Genomic DNA, 23,053 nt, shown 5'->3' with positions numbered 1-23,053 from the left:
GCCGGTTAAATGGTCAACAAAATTGATCCACCCGAGAAAACCAATTACCGTTAATGTGTGCTATTAGTTACGCTTACGTTGTAGATAGCATCCAACCCTTTTTTGCTGTGGCCAATCATCAACTCGGCAACTTCTTGCGTCGTGATGGCCGACATACGCGTTCGCATCGTTCTGCGAAGATCATGCATAGACCAATGTTCCATCTCAACACCAAGCGATCTGCGAGCCCAGATTTTCACATTGTTAGGAATAGTGGTATCAAAGCCATTTGTGGCAAGCTCTTCTTGTCCGTTCGCGGGAAACAAGTAAGTTGATTTACTCATCTGCATCGCCAGTTCAATCAGCTCAATAGCAGGCCTAATCAATGGCCGCATGATTGGCGCTCCAATTTTCTCACCTTGTTTACGGATCTCTATAGGCACTGTCCACATTGCAGATTGCAAGTCAAAGTGATGCTTTTCAGCTTGAATGAGTTCGCCCTTGCGACCGCCCAATAGCAGAAGCAGTTTTATGTAGATGCGGTTCTTCTCAGTGATTTTTGACTCGTGCAAATAGCGCCAAAGTATCCTGATCTCGTTGTCATTTAGCACCCGAGTTCGTTTGCCTTTCTTACCGCCGACCTTTTTTGCTGTGATCCCAGCGGCAGCGTTAATTTCCAAAATTGGTTCATCAATCAGCCAGTCATAAATCATGGGGTTTTAGTGGTTGTATATGCCTTTTGACATATATCCTATCTTTTTCACTGTTAGTGCATCATTCTTTCTGTAATTTCGCCTGAGCTGGAAAAGGTGCAGGTCAAAGTTTATCCTTTTGATTTACCGACCAAAGTAAATTGAAAGAGGAACCACAATGACCTGCGATATACAGGATAGATCGATTGGCGATGTTTTGGAATTATTGATTGAGCAAGGCTTGGACGGTACAGCCGAAGCGATCAGTATTTTACTCAATGAAGCCATGCGGTTAGAGCGAGAGCGGCACCTTGGAGCAGGCCCCTGGGAGCGTTCAGAAGAGCGCCAAGGTACGCCAACGGTTATAAGAAAAAGTCGCTACAGAGCCGATTCGGGATGCTCGATTTAAGTATACCGCAAACCCGCGACACGGATTTTTATCCAAGTAGTTTAGAGCGAGGTTTACGCTCTGAGAAAGCGCTGAAGCTGGCATTAGCAGAAATGTATGTGCAAGGCGTGTCGACGCGTAAAGTGGCACGTGTGACTGAAGAGCTGTGCGGTTTTGAAATCAGCTCTACTCAGGTAAGTCGCGCCGCACATGAGCTTGATGTACATTTGCAGCAATGGCGAGAGCGGCCGCTTGGCAATTTCCCGTATGTCGTGCTTGATGCACGTTATGAGAAAGTACGACACGGTGGCTCTGTAATTGATTGTGCCGTTTTAGTCGCGATGGGCGTCAATGAATCAGGACATCGAGAGCTTTTAGGTTGCTCGGTATCGCTTTCAGAGCAAGAAGTCCATTGGCGAGATTTTTTGCTCAGCCTGAAAGATAGAGGTCTGCACGGCATGAAACTCTTTGTTAGCGACGCCCATGAAGGGCTAAAAGCGGCACGCAAGAGTGTATTTCCGAGTGTACCGTGGCAGCGTTGCCAGTTCCACTTGCAACAAAACGCGCAAAGCTATGTGCCCAAGCAGGCCATGAAAGCACAAGTGGCGGACGACATTCGCAGTGTCTTTGATGCAAAAACACCGGATGAAGCAAAACGCCACATTGAGTTGCTCTGTAAGAAGTATGAGAAAAGCGCGCCTAAGCTCGCAGTATGGGCCGAAACGGCGCTTCCTGAAGGGTTAGCTGTATTAGCTTTGCCTGCGGGGCATCGTCGCCGTTTGAGAACAACCAACGCACTTGAGCGCGTGAATAAAGAAATCAAACGCCGTACGCGCGTTGCAACTTTATTTCCAAACGAGGCCTCTTGCCTCAGATTAGTCACAGCGGTGATTATGGAGATATCGGACGAATGGAGCTCTGGTAAAAAGTACCTGACCATGGATGGAGCTGAATAGGTGAAATCAGAGGGTAAACTGGAAATTACAGACGAATTGTTGCTTTATCTTTTCATTGTTGATAAAATCAACACTGTGAAAAATTAATCAAGGAGTAGAGGTGTGTACAGAATACTTTTAACACTTATGCTTGCAGGTGCATTATTAGGTGTATCGAACGCGGCAATAGCGGATATAGAGAGTGAACTAGTAACTTACCGCATTGTAACGGAAGATTCAGAAGAAATCCGCGAGGAAACTAACGCGGTTTCCCCAAATGATGTTATCGAATATGAGCTGCGTTACACGAATGTATCTGAACGCCCAAAAACAGGGTTGCGTATTGTAGGCCCTATTCCAACCGAAACAACTTATATAGCTAACTCTGCAAGCGCTTCAATTATGACCTCTCTTGAGGTGAGTATTGATGGCGGGACTTCTTTTGCAGCTGAGCCTCTGATTGTTACAGATAGCTCTGGCACGCAAACAGAAATATCTGCGGATGAATACACTCAAATTCGGTGGAATTCCTTAGTTGGAATTCAACCCGGAGAAACACACGTATTTACATATCGCGTAGTGGTGAACTAATTGCTAACGGTTTGTTGTGTGTATTAGAGAGCGAATTGGTAGTTCTATTCGCTCAAAATAGTAAAAGCCCTTGGTGCTAAGCGCTTTCGTGAAAAATAGAGAAATAAATTATGACGAACTTTAAGTCCAACAGCTCTCACGTTGGAAGATTTGTTCTTGCTTTAGGTGTGCTTTTGTTAATGCTTGTTGCACAAGCATCTGCAATGGCAGCTACGCCTGCGGGAACCGATATTCGAAACAGAGCTACCATTACTTATGAGGATGTTAACGGTAATCAATACTCGGCTCAATCAAATGAATCAATTGTTACGGTAGCTGAAGTATATTCAGCAACAATTGAAAACGATAGCAACCTGAATGGTGCACCAGGGCAAACGGTTTACTTTAGCCATACCCTTGTAAATACAGGTAACGCAATCGATACCTTTAACCTCTCTGGTTTTGCTGGGTCTGATGCAGCAACTCCGGGTGCAGCCTACAGCGTGTATCTGGACCAGAACGGTAATGGTTTGCCAGATGCGGGCGAATCTATTGTTACTCAAGTTACGTTAAACCCAAATCAGCAAGTACAGCTGATTCTTGCTGTGCCTGTTCCTGCGGCAGCAACGCTAGGTACACAAATAGATTCCACTATACTTGTGCAATCTGTTGGCGGTGGTGCGGGTGTGGTTCTCGATATCGGAACGAACAGCGATGCTGGTACTTATGATTCAGATAGCGATGGTACACCTGATGGTAACGATAGCCTAAACAACGTAGTTACGGTTACTACGGATGCCGTTTTAGTTGCAACTAAAACAGCGGTAGTAAACGCAGCCACTAACACTGTTCGCTATACCTTACAAGTAGCTAATACGGGTGGGAATACGGCTGAGAATGTAAATATATTCGATACTATTCCGACTAATAGTAGCTTTGTGGAAGTAAATGCAATTAATGGTTTGTTAGCATCTAATGGCGATACATTCCGTGATGCCGCCGGCGTTGATACGGCAATACCAAGCGATCCTACTACTATTGTGCTAACCGAAGTTGATGAGCCTGCGGGCATTGATATGAACGGTAACGGTATATCGGGTGAAACTGCGGTTGATGGTATTTTCTTCAACAATGCTTCGATGGCTCCGGGTACTACGGTATCAATTACTTTCACAGTATCATTTGACCCAACGGCAGTTAGTGCAGGTTCACAAATTCGTAACGTGTTTGTTGCGCAAGGTGATACTGATGGCGGTGGTACTCCAAATGATCCGGTACCTTCGAATAGCACAACAACTACTGTAGGCCAAATCTACACGGTTGATGTATCGGATACTGGTGATGCAGCGGACGACGATGGCTCAGTTAACGATATCGCGCGTCAAGATACTGCTGGTGCTGGTTCTACTGTTGGTTTTGCTAACGTGATTACCAACAATGGTAACGGTACAGACATTATCGATTTTGAACTTTTGAACGACGCAGGTGCGGCTTATGCCGGCGCTACTGCGCTTCCTGCGGGTGCGCAAGTGTTCCCTGCGGGTACACAGTTCTCATTCTGGAACGAAGCAGGAACAGTGCAGTTAACCGATACCAATGGTAACGGCCGTGCTGATACTGGCGAGCTGGCTCCAGGCGCAAGTTTACGTATCCAAGTAAAAGCACAACTGCCGGCTGGATTTTCTGGTACCGGACCTTTTGTTGCGACTATGCGTGCTACATCAGCAAACGATCCTTCGGCCACTCCAGCCAGTAACACTAAACTTGAAGTTTTAGGTCAAATCTCAGCTCCAACAGTGGATTTGGCAAACAGCTATAGTGTTGATCTTGTTGATGCTGGCGTGGATGCTGATGCATTTAGTGCAACTACACCAATCACGACAGAAACCGCACAGGTTGGTGGTACAGCCACGTTCCCATTGTTCTTAGCGAACAACTCGGGTAATTCGCAATCGTTTTTCTTACAGTCAACTTTGCCTGCGGGATGGTCGGTAACTTTCCGTGAGTTGGGTATTGATTCGAACGGCGATGGCGTTATTAACAATGCTGCAAATGCCGGGAATACGGTTTCTTCTTCACCGGCATTGCCAGGTGGCGCGGTTTATCACTATGAAGCAGTTGTACAAGTATCTGCAGTGGTATCGCAATCACTTGCTGAGTTTACAGGTGCTGTGGGTGGTGTGAACGGTGATGATATTGGTGGTGCGTATCCGATAATTTTCACGGTTGCCTCTACTTCTGATGGCGCTGTTACCGATACCAAGCTTGATGCGGTTGATGTTACGGCTAATCGGAATATTGATGTAACTCCGGATGGTGCGAACCAAATTCAACCGGGCGGTAATGTAACGTATTCACACATAATCGCAAACATTGGTAACTCAACAGAAGCACTTGAAATTACAGGCCAAAATAGCTTGGCTGCCGATGGTTGGTCGAACAACACGCAGTTGTTTGTTGATACCACCGGCAATGGCGAACCTGATGCTTGGGTGCAGATTAATAACCTAGTTACAGGTACTGTATTTGCTCGTTCACCTTCTGGCACGATTATGCAGATTGAGGTTGATAATAGTGGTGCAAACCCTGTAATCACCTTAGAGCCTGCACAGCGTTTAGATGTACGTGTAATTGTGTATGCTCCAGCGGCAGCACCAGCTGGCAATATCGATCAGTTTACTCTAACTGCTTCGAATGCCAACGTTACAGGCACAGCAATAGATAGTTCTGAAGTTATTGTTGGTCAGTTGCGTTTGCAAAAATCAGCTTTCGTTGACACGAGCTGTGCATGTGCAGGTGGATCGCCAACTTGGCCAGCTGATAACTTGTTTGAAGCAAATCCAAGTGGAACGGTATTACCAGAGCAGTGCATTGTTTGGCGCTTAACAACGGTGAACGAAGGTAGTGCAGCAGCGCAAAACGTTGTGATTTCTGATGCAACAACTGCCTTTACAACCTTCCAGAATGCTCGTGATGCAATTCGTTTATCTGATGGTAATGCTGTACCTAATAGTGGTACAGCTCCTGAAGTTAATTGGAATGTAGGTAACTTGCCTTCGGGTGACCAAGCCACAGCTCAATTCTGTGTAGTGGTTAATTAATACTTAAAGCCGTTGTGCGCGCTGTGTGAATACAGTGTGTGCAACGGCTTTATTTTTTAATGCGCTCTTGGAACGAGAGCTTATTAAAAAATAAGAAATAAAAAACTAAAATTATAACTTTGTTACCTGGATGGTGCAGGCATGTGGAAAGTAGCAACCTACACGTTTTATGCTTTATTGCTGTTGGCAAGCTTTGCAGTGGATGCAAATACGCCACCGAATACTGCAATATACAATCAAGCGCACGCTTCTTATTATGACGAAGAGTTTGGCATTACTCATGAAGTGATTTCGAATACTTCGCGAGTGATGGTTGGACATAGCTATAGTTTTATTCTTGATGACGAGAAGATAAAATATGTTGCCCCCGCGCAGCAAGTTCATTTTGACCACATTGTTACCAACACTGGAAACTCTATTGATAGCTACACGCTTTTGTTTGAAAACCTTGAAGGTGATGATGGCGAATTAGTAAATTTACGTGCTTACCATGACGTGAATGCTAACGGTGTTGTGGATGCTGGCGAACCAGAAATTAGTTCTATTCAAAATCTTGAACCTGACGCTAGTGTTAATATCGTTGTACTCGGTAACACGCGAGCTAATCAACGGAATAATGATGAAATCGATATATTAGTGACGGTAACATCGCAGCATGATGCGAGCGATGTTAAAGCAGTTACCGATAAAGCGATTGTTCGTGAAGGTGCGATTTTTACTTTAAATAAATTCTCTCACCAGCAATGTGAAGCGCCATTAACGGCCGGAGAGTTGATTCATTACAGCATTGAATTTTCTAATACAGGCACCTCACTTCCAAGCCCGCGGACGATTTCACTTGACGGTGTGCCTTATCAAGGCGTTGTGTTGGAGGATAAAATTCCAGCAAATACTTTCCTACTTCCTAATCAAGATTTAGATGTTTCACCTATTCAAGCTATTCCATTGGTGCGCTTGAGTGGCTCTGAATCGCAAAACTGGCAGCCATACGAGAGTTGGGATGGCACGGTTCCCGCCGTGAGTTTTGGATTGCTTATTCCGGTTGCGAACGTGCAGCCTAACCAATCGGGTAGTGTTTCTTTTGCGGTTCAAATAGAGCCCGGTGTTTCTAATAACACAATGATATACAACCAAGCTGAAATTGACTTTTCGGGTACGAACAGTGACATTTTATTTTCGAATCGAGTGTGTAACTCAGTAGCCGCCCAGAATGTACCCGAGATTCGTTTTCAATCTGCTCGGCCAGAAATGGTGGCAAGTGGGCAGGTGAAACATAGTAATGATGCTCACTTTATGGATACCAGCATATATTCGATGCCCGGTGAGCAAAGTTATGATGCGTTGCTGGATGGTGTTTTTCTTCGATTAGTAGCCTCTCAACTAAATCGGGATCTTGATAAACACGATTTCGTTCACGAAAATGGCGTTGAACTTTTATTAGCACGGGTTGAATCACAGCTGAGTGGTGATTCGGTTCAAGTAGTCATGAAAGAAACTGAACGGAATTCAGGTGTATTTAGAAGCTTGCAACCATTGGTTCTTAGCGGTATTCGTACAGCCGATGGTGAAATATGTTCGAGCAGTGCAACTGCCGCATCGGCTTTCGAATTCACATCTACTACTACTACCAACGAAGTTCTAGGCCAAGGTTGTTATTTGAACAGCGCTTTTGGCGATATTCTGAATGTTACGTTTGATGTGCCAGTTGAACAGGCTGCTGGCTTTGGCCAACGCATGATTCGCGTTTCTGATGTTGCTGCAGTTGAACCTTCGGGGCGTGTTTTTGATACGTCTTCGGGGAAAGCGGTTAATGGCGCACTGGTAAGCTTGTTTCAATCGAAGCAAGTGTTCTCGAATGCAGGCCCTAGTGCATGTGCATCGCTTACTGCGGAAGACTTTGAACCTGCTCGAGATCGATTTACTGGTGAGGTAATTCCTGCGTTCGATAGTGGGAGCATGAACCGAAGTGGGAATTCCGATGGATTGTACAGTTTTGCGCGTGCGGCAACAGACCATTGCTATTACATTGGTGTAACTCCGCCTGATGGCTATGAGTTTCCATCAAGTGTTTCACCTATTTCCTTACGCGCATTTTCTTCAAACTTAGGCGAGCATTCTTATGGCTTAATTGGTTACCTCGGTGACGGTGGTAGATTACAGCCTGTTGGCGACGGAATGACCACTACCAACGAACAAGGGGACTCAAAAGGGGCTTTTTCTCTTGGTTTAGCTTGGTTTCCTGATATTCCATTAGACCCTGAAGATTCACTTGTGGCGGGTGAATTGTTTCTAGAGAAAACGGTAGATACCGAAGTTATTGCTGCTGGTGATTATGTGTCTTATCGATTGAGTATTAGCAACTCAAGCGCTGTTCCGTTGTTAGGTTTCCGCATCGTTGATAAGCCTGCTTACGGGCTTCGCTACGAATCAGGGACCGCTCGAATGACAGTAGGGAACGGTGTGGCGATAGAGTTACCAGATCCCGTTCGTGATGAGGGCGGTTATTTAGTGTTTCCTCGAATACGTGATGAAAACGGGGCGAATTTATTATTGGAGCCAGGTGCTACGCTTGATATTACGTATGTAATGCGCGCGTCGGTAGCTGTAAATAATGGTCGATTAGTTAACCAAGCCAATGTAACTGCTCGTAACGAGGGTGGCTTTTTATTTACATCAAATGAAGCAGAAGCTTCAGTGACGGTTCGGAACGAGGGAGTTTTATCTGATCGCGGTATTATATTTGGTAAGGTGTTTGTAGATACTACGTGCTCAAGTACTCAGGAGCTCGGTGAGTGGGTTATTCCTGGTGTACGTTTGTATCTACAAGATGGAACATGGGTAGTAACCGACGAAGATGGCATGTTTAGTATTCACGGTTTACGCCCAGGTTTAAAAACACTTGCTGTCGACCCTGCCACAATGCCGGCTGGCGTTACTTTAAAACCGATCACAACACGTCACGCAGGAGATGGAACAAGCCGGTTCGTTGATTTAGTACCCGGAGAAATGCATCGAGCTGATTTTGCCATTGCGTGCCCTGATGCTCGGAATATCGTTCGTGTGCGGGCGGATATTGAAGCGCGTAGAGAAAACGCAAATAGTGAGTGGGTTTACGATAGTATTCTCGCCAATGATCCTCTGCGCAACAGAGCTGCTGGAACACGTATTCGAAGTGCCGGTGCTGGTGGTGATTTAGGTAGTGGCTTTTACGATGAAACGTTGAGCCGTGGTTTGGACCCGATGCGGTCTGCTGAGCGCGAGACGCCACAAACTTCAATAGCTGAAGGGCAACTCACTTCACCGTTGGCCGATGCTCCTGAGATGCTTGAATCTGTTGATCAAGCTCGTATTATTACCAGTGAACAAGCAACAGCAGGCGTGGTACTGTGGCCTGAAAACGGCGTTAGCCGCGATGGCCGTTTGCAGGTTGTTGTGCAAGCGGGCGTTACACCAGAGTTGACTATTAATGGCAAGGCAGTAGCGAAAGAGCAGCTCGGTGAGCAAATCGAAAATATTTCTGAGCAAGGGCAAGTTGTAACTTGGTATGGCTTGCAGTTTACGCCAGGCGAGAACCATGTTGTTGTTCAAGCGGTAGACCCCTTTGGTAATTTACGCACGCTTATTGATACTATGATTGTGCGCCCGGGATCGGCAAAAGCCCTGCAGTTAACCGCTCAGGATGAACCGTTTTTTGCTGATGGCGGCACAACTCGTATGCCGATTACAATTGAGCTGTTTGATAGTGAGGGCTATCACGCAAGTGGTTCTAATGTAGTTACTTTATTAGGTAATGATTTACGTTTTGCGGAAGCGGATTTGCAACCGGATACCATGGGCCAACAGGTACGCATAGTTGATGGGAAAGGGACTATTCATCTACTTAGCTCTTTTCAAACAGGCTCTCGAGATGTGCATGCTCGCTTTAACGATTTGAACGACAGTATTGCGGTGCAGCAAATAACACCAGTCCGAGAACTTTTCGCTACGGGTTATATTTCAGCGAAAAAAGTTTGGGGTGATTTTACCAATAATGGTGATGTTCCAGCCGATATTGAATCAATCGAACAAGAACAATCGGGTTTAGAGAGCGGTATGTTTGTAACGGGCTCTGTAGGTGAACGTACAACCCTAACGTTGGCTTTTGATAGCGAACGCGCATTGAGTGATGAAGAAGAGATACGCCGTGATCTTAACCCTGGTGATTATTATCCGGTTTCTGGTGATGCATCTATTCGTGGGTATGATGCAAAAAGCCAAAGCCGTGTGTATGCTCGTGTAGAACGTGGTGCGAGTTCGTTACTTTGGGGCGATTTTGTTACTGATGCGAATACGGATTTCCAAGATGTTGGGCGTATTCAGCAAATTCTAACGGGGGCCAATCTCACTTTTGATAATCAAACGACTCGGCTTCAGTTGTTTGGTGCGAAAGTTGATTATCAGCAAGTAACTGAAGAAATTCGGGGTAACGGTACGGCATTGTTGTACCAAACTTCAGCGCCGCCAGTTCGTGAATCTGAAATTATAGAATTTATTGTTCGCGATAGAAATAATCCTGGATTAGTTATAGAGACACGGCCGCTGCGCCGAGGCGTTGATTACTCGATAAATTATTTCACGGGTGATTTACGTTTCTTTGATGTCATTCCCTCAGTTGACGATGAGTTCAACCCTGTATTTTTACGTATTACCTACAATGTTGATGGTAGCAGTGTGGATTACGATGTGTATGGTGCGCGCTTGCAGCATAAGCTTTCTGATTCTTTGACCCTAAGCGGCAGCTTCACTGAGAACTCACATGATATTGACGGTTATAGTTTATCGAGTGTTACTTCGCTTTATGAATTGGGGAATCGCACGCGTGCTTTTGCTTCATACGGGCGGATGCAAAATCTAATTGATGAAGATGGCGATGCTTTGAGCGTTGGTTTGCAACACCAATGGGAAAACGGCAGCTTTACTGATATTCGTTGGGCTCGCGCTAATGATGGCTTCCGTAATCCTACCTCAGGTATTGGTGAAGCTAGAGAAGAACTGCGCGCTGAACATGAACAGCAAATTTCTTCACGAACTTCTGCTCGATTTGAAGCTCGAAAAACACAAGATTTGAGCACTGATGCAGAACAAAGTAGCGTTGCTTTTCTCGCGCTACGCCAGTTTGATAATGTTCGGGCTACCGTAGGTTCGCGTGCTATTGAGCAGCGGGATACTGACGGGGATGATCGTTTTGGCACTTATATTTTAGGTCTGGCGAGTGGTTTTGATGTGTTTGGTAAACCGCTAACGCTTGGTGCGGAATATGAGCAAGCGTTTAGCGACTCAAGTAAGCAACGGATAGCCGCAGATGCTGATCTGGCGATTACGCAGAATACAGGTTTTTATGCTCGTTATGAGTTCTTGAATAGCATTGCGGGAATGAATCAAATTACCTCGGATGTAGAAACGGAGCAGTTTGTTGCGGGTGTTCGTACGCGGGCATTTAGTAATACCGACCTATTCTCTGAATACCGCTTGCGTGGTGCCCAAGATGGGCAGGACGTAGCGTTAGCGAATGGTGTTCGTTCTGCCTTTGAAATCGAACCAGGGTTAACTTGGAGCCCGTCGGTGGAATGGATTCGGGTACTTGATGGTAATGAGAGCCAAGCCGCTACGGCATATTCTTTAGGTTTCGAGGATATTCGGTCGGCGAATCGGCGAACGCTTGGACGAGTTGAAACTCGGTTCGGTAACGGCCGCCGTTATTACGGTGTTTCCTTGGCCAATATTTGGCGTATTTCGCAGAATTGGTCAGGTGTGATTCGGAATGATATGCGGGTTCAATATTCTGATACAGAATCACGAAATGGCGATCATATTGTAACGCTTGGTTTTGCTCGTCGGCCTCGACTCGATAACAAGCATCATTCAATGTTCATGTATCAATGGCGTAAACATTGGGGCGGCGATTTAGGGCCAGATCGCGTTGCTCATGTATTAAGCAATCACCATAACTTGGAATTGAAAGCCGATCTTGTGCTGTCGGGCCGAATTGGTGGTAAGTGGCAATCATTTGAGCAAAATGATTTAGCGCTAAGCAATGCTATTTATATTGCTGATGGTCGGGTTATTTGGGGTGTGACTCGGCGTTTAGATATCGATGTTCGCGCTGGTATTATGAGTGCTCGTGATGAGAATGAGCAACGCTTTAGTTATGGAATAAGCGCTAACTATTTGATTAGAAAGAATCTGCGTATGGGTGTTGGTTATAATGTACGTGGCTTTAAAGATAATGATTTAGATCCTGAAGGCTATAATGCGCAAGGCCTCCATATTGGCTTGGATTATAAAATTAGCGCTGATGATTTTGCCTGGATTGGCAATACAGCTGCCGGCATACGTTCGTTTATTGGAGCAAACTAATGAAAAAGAAACCATTATTGAGCATGTTATTTCTTGTGGGGGCTTTATCAGGTTGCGCCAGTATGGATGAACTGTATGCTGATTACGATTTAATGTGTGAAGCACCCCAAGCGCCTTTTAATTCTGTGGTGGTAGTAAACTCCATGATAGAGGAGATTACCACGCGTTGGGAGCCTGCGGTCTATTTTGGCTTTGATAGGGGCGAGTTAAACGATGCTGAGAAGCTGCGCTTACAGCCAAACTTAGACATCATGGCAGCGAACCCGGAGTACAAAATCAGTATGCAGGCGTTTACCGACCAGTTAGGTAATGCTGATTATAACTTGAGTTTAGCCAATGAAAGGTTACAAGCAGTGATCCGTTACTTTACTGAAAACGGAGTTTCACGAGATCGTATGGTGACAGGATCGGCAGGTCAGGAAATGTTGCTTTCAACGGATGACAATGTGTCTGAACGAGTTTACAACCGCCGTGTAGAACTGATGCTTTTAGATTCAAACGGGCGTCCGTTATCGCTACGAGTAGTTCAAGATGCAGATGAAGAGGCGTTTGTTGCGCCGGAACCAATTCGATAGGGGAAGTTGAGTGGCGATGCAAATAACAAGGTGGTTTTTCACAACTATATTGGTTGTATTATTCAGTGGGCTATCCTATTCCGCGGTAGCGGACGTAGTACCCGCTGGTACGGTAATTAAAAACCAAGCATCGGCAACATACCGTACTTGCATCGACGACTCATGCTCTCAGGCCACTGAAGAGCGGAGTATTACGTCTAATATAGTTGAAACTTTAATTCAGGGAGTGCCTGCATTTGAGTTTTTAACTGATCAACGCTTACCTGCTATTTCTGATCGACCGGTATACTTTGCACACACAATTTCGAATATTGGTAATGTTGCTGATAGATATCAGATTTGTGTGAGCGCGGTGGATGCTCAAGTTTCAGAGTGGCGCGTTTATGCTGATACTGATCTGGATGGCAGGCCTGACCCGGGTCAAATTTTATTGAGTAGTGATGATGGCAGCGCATGTTTACCCAACCTCACAAACTCAATAGATCCAAGTGAAACTTGGGGTTTAGTGATTGAAGTGATTGCGAATGGGGCTGCTGGCTCGGTTTTACTTTCTGCCATAGAACTTGAAGCAACTAGCTCTGATGACAATACCTTAAACCAAACGGTAGTTGATAGTGTTGAATTTATTGAAGGGCCTCTAATCGAGGTTTTGAAATCAATGCCTGTGCGTGTTGGAGGTTCCCCCAGTGGCCCTTATACGGTGCGTTTAGCGTATCGAAATGTTTCTAATTTCACAGCCTCGTCGGTGGTATTGGAAGATATTTTACCGACAACTTTTTTTGATGGACAAGGCCAACCGCAAACCGGTGGGTTTGAGTATGTGCCTGGTTCTGGCCGCTGGAGCCAAACGGGTAATACCGCTTTAACTGATGACGATGATGGCGTCGAGGGGGGAGGAACCGAACCCGCTTCCTATTGTGCATATGATGGCACAGCTGCAAATGTAGATTGTCAGGATAGAGTGCGGTTTGAATTAGCAACGTTACCGCCTGGTGGCGAAGGTTATATCGAATTTGCTGTACAGGTTGTTGGCGGTATTTCGACTGGTGGACGGATACTGAATATTGCAGGGTATTATTATAACAATGAAGACAATACCGTTGTGTATGCGCAAAGCGGTTCAGGGCCTGTAGGTGGCGCAATAACCCCGTTTGATACCAACGTAGTACCTTTTCAAATAAAATCATCCGCCACTGCTCCAAGCGTGGTTGTGAACGATAGCTCTACTGATATAAACATCGGTGTGGATGATAGTTTGGATTCGGGAAATCGCGTTGAGATCGCGGCAGCTGGGCAAGGCGCGGTGATTCGTTTTACTAACTATATTTGGAACACAGGTGATGGTGTTGATACCTTTGATTTAAATGTTGATCGGGCACTGAACCGCGTTGGCGCTAGCTTAGCAAACCCATTTCCTGATAACGCCATTGTACGTGTGTTACAAGCAGATGGCGCAACGCCTTTGTTGGATACTTCGAACAGTGGCCGAGTAGATACCGGCCCTATACCTTTGCCTAATTTTGATACCGGTGCGTGTTCTGGCCGTTTTGTTACGAGCGCAGACAATACCCGTTGTGGTTTACCTGTAGTTGTTGAAGTGGAATTGCAGGCCGATGCAGTAGGTGGCCCTTATGAACTGACGTTAGCAGCTACCTCTAATGTTGATACTACTGTAACCAATGCGGTAAGTAATATCTTACTTTCTGTGGTACCGGCAACGGTTGATATCACGAATAATTTGCCGCTGAGTGCTGGAAGCGCGCCTGGTGCAGGTGTAGGCCCGGAACCAACTGCAGTAACCACGATTTCATTAATACCGGGTAATACTGGAACGTTTACCTTGTATGTGAATAACACAGGTGATCGTCAAGACCAATATCAACTCGCTGCAAGTAACACTAACTTTGCGGCTGGTACTCTATATCCTGGGTGGCTCGTGAGTTTTTATCGCGATGGTGGGGCTGGGGATTGTACATCTCTGAGTAACGCGATTGATGTAACTGATATTATTCCAGCGGGCTCAGCCCAGTTGGTTTGTGCGCATGTGCAAACGGCTGCAAATGCTGAGGTTGATGTATATGATCTGTATTTTCGTGCGTCATCGTTGTTGAGTGCCGCACAAGATATTAAATTGGATGCGGTAGAAATACTCGGCGCGCCTGATATTTCATTTTCCCCAGATCAATTTAACCAAGTTGTTCCGGGTTCTAGTGTTAGTTATACCCATCAGATTAAAAACACAGGAACTGTACCGCTTTCGAGTATTCAACTCACAGCAACGCCACAGGCTGAAGATGACAATGGTTGGGCTGTATTGGTGTATGAAGATGATGGTAACGGCGTTTGGGGTCCAGAAGATGAAACAATACCTTTAGGTGGCGTTTTAGGAACTGATAATGGAGATGAAATTCTTTTACCTGGCGAATCAATTACCGTGCATGTACGAGTTTTTGCTCCTGCCTCGGCGGTGCTTGGGGATATTAATGTTAAAACGATTACGCTCACTACTACTGTAGGCACGGATACCTTAGAACGTTCGGTTACTGATAGTACATCAACGAGCCAAGGAAACACGCTTATCTTAAAAGAGCAAGCCTTGGATAGTAATTGTGATGGTGTTCCTGATGGCCCGCTGGCCTGCACGGGTGATAGCTGCTTTAGCACTAGTGTTTTCCCGGTGCACCCAGGGCAATGTGTTCTGTATCGTTTAACGGCTCGAAATCAAAGTGCTGAGCCGGTATTTAATGTACTGATTAACGACCGAACTCAAGCTTATACCACTTATTTCCAGACGGCCCTTAATTGCAGTAGCCCAAGTGGTTCCTGTAATGCGGATGTAACGACACCGAATGATGGTGGTGTTGGCGATATTCAGGCAGATATCGGTGTATTGCAGGCCGGTGAGCAGGCCATACTCATTTTCGGATTGAGAGTGCGCTAAAAATGAAAAAAAAATCAGTTAAAGCCGCGGTTCTTGCTGCTGGATCAATATCGTTGTTATCGGCTGTACATGCAGCAGACATTAATGCGTTGTTCAATACACCTGCGGGCAGGGCGCAAATGACTAATGCTCTTTTGGGACCTGCAGAATTTAGCGATGTTATCATTGAGAACTTGGTTGTTGAGCACGGGTTAACCGATTCAGGTAATGTTAACCGACAGCAAATAGGTTTTTTTCAGAATGCAGGGCCTTCGATTGGTATTACCCAAGGTATTTTGCTTGCTACCGGTTCTGTGAATGACATAGCTAGCCCAGCGAGCTTTTTCCTTGATCAAGCACTAGGCACGAGTGCTAATACCTTGCTTTCAAGTGTGGTGCAATCAACAGCCACGAACGACCCTGTGGTTATTTCTTTTGACGTAACCCCAGAACGGGACCGACTCAACCTTACTCTTGTATTTGGTTCTGAAGAATACCCTGATTATGCGTGTTCTCAGTTTAATGATGCCTTTGGTATTTTCATCGAGGGTGGTGAATTTACAACGGCCAAGAATATGGCCATAGAACCAGGTAGTGGTACCACGATTACTATCAATAATATCAACGGTTCTACAATTGGCGAACCTAACCCGAATGGGTCGGGAACATGTGGTAGTGCTCTTTTCTATAGGCAGAATTTACTCGCAACGCCTGCTGGAACCGATATCGCGTTGAACGGGTTTACCTCGCCAATAACGGTTGCTGAGCCGGTTACCCCAGGGGAAACGTATCGGGTTTCGTTAATTATTGCTGATTCCGTGGATGGGCGATATGACAGTGCCGCGTTTTTTGGGTTTCTCTCCAGTACTTGGAGTTTTGATGTTGATTTATCGCTTGATGTTGAAATTTCGGGGGGCTTTATTGATGGAACGCCTTCATTTGAGTTCGGCCAAGAAGCGGTATTTGAATTAGTAGTAGAAAACCAAGGGCCCGCAGGTTCAGGCGCAGTTCAGGTAGAGTTCCCTTTTCCTTCCGATTTATTCAACTTCACCGAAGCTGTGGGCGAGGGTAGTTACGATGCAGGTACAGGATTATGGACTATTGGCTTTCTTCCTGCGAATGAAACACGGACTATTGAGATTAAAGGGATAGCAAACGCTCCAGGCTCTCGGGCTTTGTTTACGGAAATTATTTCGGGTACGGGGGAAGATCCAAATTCACGGCCAGGTAACGGCCCACGGACACCTGTGGAAGATGATGAAGCTACGATAAATCTGCAAGTTATTGAATCACCAGAAGTATGCCCAACGGGAACCGATATTACTGGCTCTGGCTTAGCTAGTTCTGGTTCCGGAGCGTTTTTAAGCACTATGTATTGGTTAGATTGGGGCTGCGGCACTCTTGATGAATTTAATCCGGGTGATTGGGTTTCGAAGCGTTGGGAATTTGGGAATGTAGAAATTCGCGCCTTGTTGGGGAATATTACTGCGCCACTGCAGCCTTATGTTTCCGGCACTTGGGCTGGCGATGCGTTTCAAATTGCGTATTCGGGAGTGAATCCGGTAGGTTTGGCGAATTTATCAGGAACAGGCCACTCTTTTGATATTGTTTGGGAAAAGCGCGTTAATGGTGTTCAAGTACCAATGGATTTGGTAGTGGTAGATGCCGAAAGTACGAATGCTGGTGAGCAGTTAGTAATGCGCTCGAATGGCGCCCCGTGGGAGTTAATTGAAGTTTCTCCTGGTGCTGATATAAGTATGGCGTGGGAGCTTGCTGGCCAACAAATTCGGGTAGCGCCTGCTGGTAGTGGTGGTGGTTCGTTTTTAGCGGTAACAAGTGATGTTTCTTTTACCTCGCAGCAGTTGATAGATCCCGGAATACAAGCTATCGGTTTTGGTGTTCCGGTACAGATTGATTTTGGCGACTTGCCCGCATCATACCCTGATAGTGGTGGCCATTATCTTCGTTATGAGGCTACTGCGGGCGGTAAACCAAGTACCGCAACACCTATAACATCGATTTCTCAGGCATCATGGCAGCCGCAAGCGGATACACCGTTTATCGGGGCTGTTCGACCTAGCCCTCGGCTTGGGCCAACAAATTCTGCGAATGCGGATGCTCACGTTGAAGATGAAGGCGTGTTATTACCTGCTCGTTTTGTTCCGGGAGAACAGACGACAATCAGTATTGAAGTAGATGAGGCAACTGTAGGTTCAGGTTACCTCCAAGGGTGGATAGATTGGAACCAAGATGGTTCATTTAACGGCATTGGCGAGCATGTTGTGATCAACCTGCGAGATAATGGTGCTGCGGATACTAATCCGGTAAATGGTATCATTACTGTTCAGGTATTCGTACCGCCGAATGCTCAACTGGGGAACACGTTTGCCCGCTTCCGTTTTTCGAGTGAGCAAGATATCCCGTTTTCGGACCAGTTAGCGCTTGATGGCGAAATTGAAGATTATGAGATAAATATTGGTTTCGAGCCTGATGGCGCAACGCTTCGCGGTATGGTTTTCAATGATAATGGCACAGGATCAGGCACGGCTCATAATGGCTTAATTGATGGTTCTGAAGTAGGCGTTGCGGGGGCGTTGGTGCGGGCATTTGCTGGCGTTACCGCTCCAGGTGAATGTAATACATCGGCTCCCGAGCTTGCGCGAACGGTTACTGCGGGTGATGGCAGTTGGCAATTGAAATTTGATATTGCTGATTCTGGTAACCAAGCTTGTATCTTGGTGCAACCGGCGGGTGGCGTTTTCTTGGTTAGTGAAGATGCGGGCACGGGCATTGTTGATTCGGCTGTCGCCGACGATGGGCAAATGAGTTTTGTGGTGCCCTCGGCGATCACGGTTTGGGAAGATATTAATTTTGGTGTTGTGCCTAAATCTGTGCTTGAGCCGGATAACCAAGGTGTTTCTGAGCCGGGCTCGTCTATCAATTATTATCATCGTTATAAAGCACAAACTTCAGGTGTTGTAGATTTCTCCGCTACTGTGGAGGCGCAATCGCCAAATACGTTAGATTGGGCGCAAACGCTGTATCAAGATCTATCGTGCTCGCAGAATGTTAGTGTGGGCGCGCCAATAACGAATATAAGCGTAGTGGCGGGTGATGAAATTTGTTTAGTACTGCGGGTATTTGTACCAGCAAATGCACCAGTTGGTGCGTTTCATCAAGTTCAGATTACTGCTGATAATGCGCTTTCGGGAACTGCGCGTGTGGATTCGGCTGTAGCTTTTGATAATACGGGTGTGCAGAGTGGGCGCTTACGGTTGGATAAGTTGGTGCGTAATATTGGTCCCGATGGTGTAAGCGGTACAGCCGATGATGTAGATACTGTAGGCTTATTGAGCAACCAGGCAAAGCCTTGTGATGTAATTCGCTACTCTGTTTTCTTTGCTAACGATGGGACAATGGATTTGGATGAGGTTGTAATTTACGACCAAGTACCAGCCTTCACTGAGCTTGCTCAGCCAATTTCCTGTCCGGGAACGCTGCCGAGTGGTATATCGGCTTGCCAAGTTGCAACTCCAAATGGAGCGAATGCTCAAGGATACGAAGGCGGATTGCAATGGCAGTTTACGGGGCAGTTGGGCCCAGGCGAGACCGGTGAGCTTAGCTTCGATGTTCGTGTGAAAGGCTTGCTTCCAAATACGGTTGGGGCGAGCTGCTCGGCATTATAGAAAATGGGGTCGTTGTCGCGTTTCTCTGGCACCAAAATTACTATGCGGCTTTAGCTGAACTTTCTAGCGCTTACCAAACCAAGTGTTATGCTTTAGAAAAGTAAAGGTCGTTGTCTGCGTTGTGTGTCCCTCAACTGATGTTGAAAAGGAGCCAGAGAACACAGACAACGACCCCATCTTCAAAAAGGTGCCAGAGAACAGGGACAACGACCCCATCTTCTAAACTTCCTTGGTGTGCGTAAACGTAATCTCCGGGAAGCGTTCTTGCGTGAGCGATAAATTCGCCATGGTGGGCGCTATGTAGGCTAGTGCATTACCGCCGTCGATGGAGAGGTTGTGTTGCGCTTTGCGTTGAAACTCTTCGAATTTCTTGGCGTCATCGCAATATACCCAGCGCGCGGTGGCAACCTGAATATTTTCGTACAGCGCTTCTACTTTGTACTCGGCGCGCAAGCGGTGCACAACCACATCAAACTGCAGCATACCCACGGCACCCACAATTAAATCGTTTGAAGCCAACGGGCGGAACACCTGTACCGCACCTTCTTCTGAAAGCTGCACCAAACCCTTCAATAATTGCTTCTGCTTCAACGGATCTTTTAAACGAATACGGCGGAATAACTCAGGCGCAAAGTTTGGAATACCGGTGAATTTGAATTCATCGCCCCATGTGAACGTATCCCCAATTTGAATCGTCCCGTGGTTATGCAAACCAATAATATCGCCCGGCCACGCTTCATCTACGTGCTCACGATCACCGGCAACACTTCAGAGTTCAGCACAAGACGTTATCACGGCATCAAACCGCTTTAGTGAGCTTGATCAGGCCAGCTACAGTCTATCAGGATAAAGGAACACGGATGGTGCGACGTTAACTCGATTAGCAGCGGATAATCCTGACGTCATGGATTATTTAGGTCGCTATATGAACCAGCATGTTGAAGCAGGTAACCGATTACGTGAAAACCTTCCAATGTATCAGCGCTTGCTACCTGATGATAATCAGGCGTATGTGGCCGCAGCTATGGAGTCTTTAACCTATAGCAACTCCTCTACGCCCGCTGAACGAGACAATGACTATCAAGCAGCAATGACTGTTATGGCCATGGCTACCGGAGCCGATTTACGATCTATTCAGCCACGCTCTAATGAAGGCTTGTCATCAACGGCACCTACTTTTGGTGGCACTCAAAGCCAAGTTGAATCCGGTGTTCTGGGAGGCTATGAGGATGCTGCAACAGTTCAAACGCAGTTCAATTCGGCTCAATCTGCTTACCAAACCAATCTTTCTGGTGTAGATGGACAGCTGAATGCGCATCAGTAACAAGCCCAGCAGGCCGTAGCTTCTGACACAAGTACCTATCAATCTGGACTAAACAGTGAAGCTGGCTCTAAGTGGCGATCTCGCATTATGGCTGATGATAGCGGAGTCTCTGGTGCTGAAATGTTCTTCAACAGCGCCAGTGCTATTGGTGATTTCAGTGGCAAGCATACTGATGCAGCACTGCATACCTTGAATCACTTTGGCGAAGACTATGAGAGTTACAAAGAACAAGCGCTTGAAGATCCTGGCTCACGAGGTTTCTTGCACAACGCTACGGTGGCCAGCAAATCAACCTGGGATGGCTTAAAAGCCGCCGTTGATGCCGGAACCTCTTTGGAAAATCCATTGACGGCGTTTAATGATGCATACAGTGGATCGAGTTCGCAGTATGCCTCCGAAGTTAACTGGGGCACTAAGTCTGAAGCCATGTTGGCTGGGGCATTCGGTGCGGCAGTTAACAATCGATACGGTGAGTTCTTAGAACAGTACGCCGATGATTTTAAACAGGAAGCATACAGCGAAGGGCAGAGAATGGGATTGACCCCGATTCAAAGTCAAGTGTTTGCTCAAGCTTTCAATGAAGGTTTGGCGGGGCGCGTATTCAACTCTGAAGACTCATCGAGTTGGTCGCCTGAAATGCTAGGTCTAAGGGAGCAAATGCTAAATGAGTATCGTCAAAAGGATGAGAGTGGCGCTTACATTCCTGACAGTGTGTCCGAAGAAGATAAAGCATTTGTGGATAAGCAGATAGCGGTGATCTCAAATGCATCGCTTGCGGGAGATTATGCTCTGAACAACTTGATCGATATTAGGGCCTATAACCAGGCATCAGGAAGGAACTGAAAATAGAAGGTAGCCAGCTTGTGGTTGGCTGGCTATTTTTTTGGCTTTTTGGGATACCTTGGATAAAAGCCATCAAAAAACGAATGGAGCTTATACCAATACCATTTTTCTTCAATGCTCAAAGTTCTACCCGAATCTTTAACTTGGCTACTCAAGAATCTAATTCCAGTACAAATAGCTAAGAAAAAGAGTCCCAAACCAACAATTGTCCAACTCGCTTGCCAATATGCGATTGCTACAAGCATAGTGATTATGGCTATAAGTCCGATGGGATTACAGGTCGCTTTGAATCCCAAGTAGCTGAAAAAAACGACGGTGCAGAACAGAAATGGCAAAGCCGCTAACTTGGCAGATGCCGTTAATATTTCTGATGGAAAGAAATGAGCCGCAGCCAAAGTCGCCAGAAAAAGCCCCAGTGATATAAACCAGCAGCGTGCTGTTAAAGATTTAAGTAAGTTTGTCATCTTCTTAGTACTCTCAAAGTGCACGGGCGGTGCACAATCAAATCATGCATCAGCATGTTAGTTCTCAAAAAGTGCTCTAGTGGTTTGCTCGGCCATAATCTCACACACAGGGCATTTAAGCTGAATGCGCTGTTGTGATACCGTCAAGTTTAATTTTCGATGATATAAATTTTTTTAGCTCTATAAGTGCAGCATCGAAACAGCTGTTAACTTCGTCAGATTCAATGAATGTATTCAGTACTCCAGTAAAGAAACTTGAGTATTGTTTATCTTTACAGGTTTCATCTAACCTCTCGTAGTAGAATTGAAGACCTATTTCATAGTTGGCAATTGCAGATAAGTAGAAATCAAATGTTAAATAGTAAGATGCTCCTGCAATAGCTAATACTTCATCGAACGTATAGTTTTCTCTTCTTTTATCTGACTTAAAAAACTCATCTAGAACTTCGATCTGTCTGGATGGTACTAAACTTTGTGCATGCCAATGTGTTTTTTGTAATAGCCAAATATCTTTAGGATCATTTTTATTAATAACTTCTGATTTTGCCTTTCTATGAATTTCACTCATCAGTAAGTAGTCTGCATTAGAACGTTCTTCAAGCCAGTCCATTAATACGTTTAATTCATTATCGTTTTTATTAGCCCTAAGGCTAAATTTATAACTATCAACACAAGAATAGAAATGGCTTGCATTTGAGCCAACTACTACAGCTTTATAATTTTTCTTGAGAAGTTTGGGGTTAAAAATGTGGACAATACTAGGTGACAAGGACAAAAACCAATTTTCAATTTTTTTGAAGGTAGGCTTCCCTATGCCTTTAGTTGATAAAGTCGAAATAGAACTTTTACTTACTGGGAGTTTAGTTTCATAAAATGACTGAGCATAATCAATAATACCTCGAAAGTTATTTGGGAGATGTAATAAATAAGCTACTTCATCATATGATGGGAGGTAAGCACTTTTAAAGTTAATTATTTTAAAAACATATTTGTTACCTTCATTAGGTTTGAGCATATTAGTCCTTTATTTCGCCATGAAAGTTAACCTCAGAGCTTTACTCACTTAATATAAATATTCAATAAACTTTCGATGAGTTGAAACCCCCGAATTCAGATAATAAGTGCACCACTCATGGTTAAACGGTGAGAAGAGATCAACTGCCTGTTGGTGGTACTCTAT

8 protein-coding genes and 5 pseudogenes are annotated in these 23,053 nt (G+C 45.5%); 8 read left to right on the top strand and 5 right to left on the bottom strand.

The window, feature by feature from the left end; translation table 11 throughout:
• Positions 1–77 precede the first annotated feature (77 nt).
• Positions 78–686, bottom strand: a pseudogene (locus HUS61_RS20160) (tyrosine-type recombinase/integrase); the annotation flags it as partial.
• A 163-nt stretch (positions 687–849) separates the two neighbouring features.
• Between HUS61_RS20160 and HUS61_RS20155 the strand changes: the two are divergent.
• The 7 genes and pseudogenes from HUS61_RS20155 to HUS61_RS20125 all read left to right on the top strand — a co-directional run bounded on the left by HUS61_RS20155 (position 850) and on the right by HUS61_RS20125 (position 19,242).
• Positions 850–2,015, top strand: a pseudogene (locus HUS61_RS20155) (IS256 family transposase).
• Positions 2,016–2,117: 102 nt separating this feature from the next.
• Entirely contained in the window at positions 2,118–2,585 is a 468-nt protein-coding gene (locus HUS61_RS20150) for a hypothetical protein (RefSeq protein WP_175083536.1), read from the top strand.
• A 179-nt stretch (positions 2,586–2,764) separates the two neighbouring features.
• Positions 2,765–5,665 (top strand): DUF11 domain-containing protein, encoded by a 2,901-nt coding sequence (locus HUS61_RS20145; protein WP_220094668.1) that lies wholly within the window; start codon positions 2,765–2,767, stop codon positions 5,663–5,665.
• A 141-nt stretch (positions 5,666–5,806) separates the two neighbouring features.
• Positions 5,807–12,061 carry a DUF11 domain-containing protein gene (locus tag HUS61_RS20140; protein ID WP_055022193.1) on the top strand — a complete coding sequence of 2,085 codons (6,255 nt, stop codon included), beginning with the start codon at positions 5,807–5,809 and terminating at the stop codon, positions 12,059–12,061.
• A complete protein-coding gene (locus tag HUS61_RS20135) occupies positions 12,061–12,636 on the top strand; it encodes an OmpA family protein (RefSeq protein WP_055022194.1) in 576 nt (191 codons plus the stop codon). The genes HUS61_RS20140 and HUS61_RS20135 overlap by 1 nt, the downstream gene beginning before the upstream one ends.
• A 10-nt stretch (positions 12,637–12,646) precedes the next feature.
• The gene (locus HUS61_RS20130; RefSeq protein ID WP_138740235.1) at positions 12,647–15,577 is read left to right on the top strand and encodes a hypothetical protein; all 2,931 of its coding nucleotides are present in this window, start codon (positions 12,647–12,649) and stop codon (positions 15,575–15,577) included.
• 2 nt (positions 15,578–15,579) lie between these two features.
• The gene (locus HUS61_RS20125; protein ID WP_175083534.1) at positions 15,580–19,242 is read left to right on the top strand and encodes a CshA/CshB family fibrillar adhesin-related protein; all 3,663 of its coding nucleotides are present in this window, start codon (positions 15,580–15,582) and stop codon (positions 19,240–19,242) included.
• Between the two features lie 219 nt (positions 19,243–19,461).
• On the opposite strand, the pseudogene prfC reads toward HUS61_RS20125, so the two are convergent.
• Positions 19,462–20,007, bottom strand: a pseudogene (gene prfC, locus HUS61_RS20120) (peptide chain release factor 3); the annotation flags it as partial.
• Between prfC and HUS61_RS20115 the strand changes: the two are divergent.
• A pseudogene (locus HUS61_RS20115) lies at positions 20,006–21,409 on the top strand (conjugal transfer protein TraG); the annotation flags it as partial. The pseudogenes prfC and HUS61_RS20115 sit on opposite strands and share 2 nt — an antisense overlap.
• 32 nt (positions 21,410–21,441) lie before the next feature.
• Here HUS61_RS20115 and eexS read toward each other — a convergent pair.
• From eexS to HUS61_RS20100, 3 genes and pseudogenes are all read right to left on the bottom strand, one after another.
• A complete protein-coding gene (gene eexS, locus HUS61_RS20110) occupies positions 21,442–21,873 on the bottom strand; it encodes an entry exclusion protein EexS (protein WP_012368351.1) in 432 nt (143 codons plus the stop codon).
• A gap of 57 nt (positions 21,874–21,930) precedes the next feature.
• A pseudogene (locus HUS61_RS20105) lies at positions 21,931–22,026 on the bottom strand (transcriptional regulator); the annotation flags it as partial.
• On the bottom strand, positions 21,989–22,888 hold the full coding sequence (locus HUS61_RS20100; RefSeq protein ID WP_055022198.1) for a hypothetical protein: 900 nt from the start codon (positions 22,886–22,888) through the stop codon (positions 21,989–21,991). The pseudogene HUS61_RS20105 and the gene HUS61_RS20100, both read right to left, overlap by 38 nt.
• Positions 22,889–23,053 lie beyond the last annotated feature (165 nt).

It is taken from the genome of Pseudoalteromonas sp. 0802, assembly GCF_013350085.1.
Lineage (GTDB): Bacteria > Pseudomonadota > Gammaproteobacteria > Enterobacterales > Alteromonadaceae > Pseudoalteromonas.
Note: the sequence above shows the minus strand (reverse complement) of the source record. Positions and strands in the feature narration are given on the sequence as shown.

Excerpts from the sequence above, each read along its gene's own strand:
- HUS61_RS20125 (WP_175083534.1), top strand. The coding sequence starts at position 15,580 with ATGAAAAAAAAATCAGTTAAAGCCGCGGTTCTTGCTGCTGGATCAATA.
- eexS (WP_012368351.1), bottom strand. The coding sequence starts at position 21,873 with ATGACAAACTTACTTAAATCTTTAACAGCACGCTGCTGGTTTATATCA.
- HUS61_RS20135 (WP_055022194.1), top strand. The coding sequence starts at position 12,061 with ATGAAAAAGAAACCATTATTGAGCATGTTATTTCTTGTGGGGGCTTTA.
- HUS61_RS20100 (WP_055022198.1), bottom strand. The coding sequence starts at position 22,888 with ATGCTCAAACCTAATGAAGGTAACAAATATGTTTTTAAAATAATTAAC.
- HUS61_RS20140 (WP_055022193.1), top strand. The coding sequence starts at position 5,807 with ATGTGGAAAGTAGCAACCTACACGTTTTATGCTTTATTGCTGTTGGCA.
- HUS61_RS20145 (WP_220094668.1), top strand. The coding sequence starts at position 2,765 with ATGCTTGTTGCACAAGCATCTGCAATGGCAGCTACGCCTGCGGGAACC.